At 48.6% G+C, this 2,414-nt stretch carries 3 protein-coding genes; all 3 read right to left on the bottom strand.

Translation table 11 applies throughout. From position 1 onward, the window contains the following. On the bottom strand, window positions 1–579 hold a 579-nt coding region (gene dgoD / locus LD39_RS20150; protein WP_035552762.1), incomplete at its 3' end, for a galactonate dehydratase. Beyond that, a complete protein-coding gene (locus LD39_RS20145) occupies window positions 579–1,232 on the bottom strand; it encodes a bifunctional 4-hydroxy-2-oxoglutarate aldolase/2-dehydro-3-deoxy-phosphogluconate aldolase (RefSeq protein ID WP_035552759.1) in 654 nt (217 codons plus the stop codon). The genes LD39_RS20145 and dgoD, both read right to left, overlap by 1 nt. Window positions 1,233–1,246: 14 nt before the next feature. Continuing rightward, window positions 1,247–2,215, bottom strand: a complete 969-nt coding sequence (locus tag LD39_RS20140) for a sugar kinase (protein ID WP_035552756.1) — start codon at window positions 2,213–2,215, stop codon at window positions 1,247–1,249. Window positions 2,216–2,414 lie beyond the last annotated feature (199 nt).

Here is a 2,414-nt window from a genome sequence, read left to right as displayed (position 1 = left end):
CGCCATCGGTTTGTGCACTCGGCCATGGAAATCGATGCCGATTCCAATGTCTTTACCTACCGAATCCCTTACCGCAGCTACCCGCTCGACGGTTTCATCGATCTTCCGATAAGAATCAATATACTGCAGCTCTTCCGTCCCGTTCATCTTGATGGCGCGGAACCCTTTATCAACAGCTTCCTTCGCGGCATTGCCCACGTCAGAAGGACGGTCGCCTCCGATCCAGGAATAAACGTCAATCGAGTGACGGCAAGCCCCGCCCATCAGTTCGGACACGGGTGCGTTGTAATATTTGCCTTTAATGTCCCACAGGGCCTGGTCAATGCCGGCAATCGCACTCATATGAATCGGGCCGCCGCGGTAAAAGCCGCTCCGGTACATAACGTTCCAATGATCCTCGATTGGGAGTGGATCTTTCCCGATCAAATAGTCTTTCAGCTCGTGAACCGCTGCTTCTACCGTTTCCGCACGGCCTTCAATAACCGGCTCTCCCCAGCCTTCTATGCCTTCATCTGTCGTGATTTTCAAAAACAACCAGCGTGGCGGGACGACGAATGTTTCCATACCAATGATTTTCATTACGCTTTCTCCTCTCTGACCTTTTGGACTTCAGCTGTAAACTGACGGGCAAGGGCCGTGATGCCAGCGAAATCCTGTTTATGTATCAGTTGTTTATCGATCAAAGACCCACCTGCCCCAACGGCCACTGCTCCGCTTTTAATGTAGTCCCCTACATTTTCCGTGTTCACTCCGCCTGTCGGGATCATAGGGATGTGACCAAGCGGTCCTTGTAAATCTTTAATGTACGCTGGACCGAATGTAGACGCAGGGAAAATTTTCACAAGGTCTGCGCCTGCTTGGTAAGCGTCTACCATTTCTGATGGAGTCAGGACGCCAGGAATCGAGATGACCCCATAACGATTCGCCATTTGAATCAAGTCATGATTATAGTTAGGTGAAAAAACGAAATCCGCACCTGCAGAAATAGCTGATTGGGCTGTTTCAGCATCGAGCACCGTACCTGCCCCCACAAGTGCCTGCTCTCCCAGTTCTTTTTTCAACTCACGGATGATATCAAACGCCCCGTCCGTATCAACCGTCACCTCGAGTGTCGTTACACCGCCTTCGACTAAAGCTTCTGCTAACGGAAGGACATCTTTCCTTTCCGGACGGCGGATGACTGCGATTACTCCTGCTTCTTCAAGCTTTTGTAGATGTTCTACTTTTTTCATACTTCTCATCCTTTCTAGCGTTCAACGTCAGTTTGACGTCCACCTGAGTGCATGAAGGAGTCAAGCTGCTCATGAGAAGGAACGCCTTCGAAATCTCCATTCATTTGAACGACAAAAGCACCGACTGCATTTCCTTTTTTGACGGCATCAGCAATGGAAGAACCTTCAAGTACTCCGCTGATTACACCCGCAGCAAAGCCATCTCCAGCTCCGACTGGATCAATGACTTGTTGGACAGCGAACCCTGGGACGAACCCGTGGTCTTTTCCATTTGCATAATACGCCCCTTCGGCTCCGAGCTTGATGATGACGGTTTGTTCGTCACGAGTAAGCAGGTGTTCGGCTGCTTTTTTATACTCTTCTTCTTCAGTTAAAAACGCCGCTTCCTCGACACCTGGCATAATGATGTCCGAAAGGGATGCAATTTCTAATAGCACTTCGCGGGCATCCTCATGATTTTCCCATAGTTTATAACGGATGTTCGGGTCAAAAACGACCGTCATCCCTGCATCATTCGCTGTCCTGATGGCATGAAACACGGCTTCTTTACACGTTTCACTAAGGGCAGGAGTGATCCCCGTCACGTGAAGAACTTTAGCTGATGTTAGGTAAGTATCGTTTAAATCAGATGGAGACATGGTACTTGCCGCTGACATATGACGGTAATAGTACACATTCACGTGTTCTGAGGTTAATTTTTCTTTGAAAATAAGGCCCGTCGGTGCTTTCTCCGTATACGTTACAGCTGACGTGTCAACACCTTCGCCTCGTATGAACTTATGGATATACCGGCCGAATGGATCTTCTCCTAGCTTGCTGATCCACCCTGTCTTGTGGCCAAGGCGTGACAAACCGATGGCTACGTTGGATTCGGCGCCTGCGATTTGCTTTTGCATCTGGTGCACGTATTCAAGCGGCATTTGCTCCTGCGGACTGAAAAGCACCATCGTTTCCCCTAAGGTCACGACATCTAGTGATTTCATGTGGTTTCTCCTCCTTTTTGATAGGTTTTATAAAAAGTTGTTTTTCATAAAAGAAGTAATACTTACATAGATCATCAAAGTTATTTAACAAACGTGCAGGATTATGGAAGACTCAATTCCGAGATACTTTGGTTCCGACGCCAGAATAGAGTCAGGGGTGGCTAGGGAAACAACTCGTCCAGCTGCAACGCCCAGACAC

The organism is Halobacillus sp. BBL2006 (assembly GCF_000786645.1).
GTDB lineage: Bacteria > Bacillota > Bacilli > Bacillales > Halobacillaceae > Halobacillus.
The sequence above is the reverse complement of the archived record's forward strand: the minus strand, read 5'-3'. Positions and strand labels throughout refer to the sequence as shown.

What these genes read in the sequence shown, in the direction of transcription:
- LD39_RS20145 (WP_035552759.1), bottom strand. Translation starts at nt 1,232, where the DNA reads ATGAAAAAAGTAGAACATCTACAAAAGCTTGAAGAAGCAGGAGTAATC.
- LD39_RS20140 (WP_035552756.1), bottom strand. Translation starts at nt 2,215, where the DNA reads ATGAAATCACTAGATGTCGTGACCTTAGGGGAAACGATGGTGCTTTTC.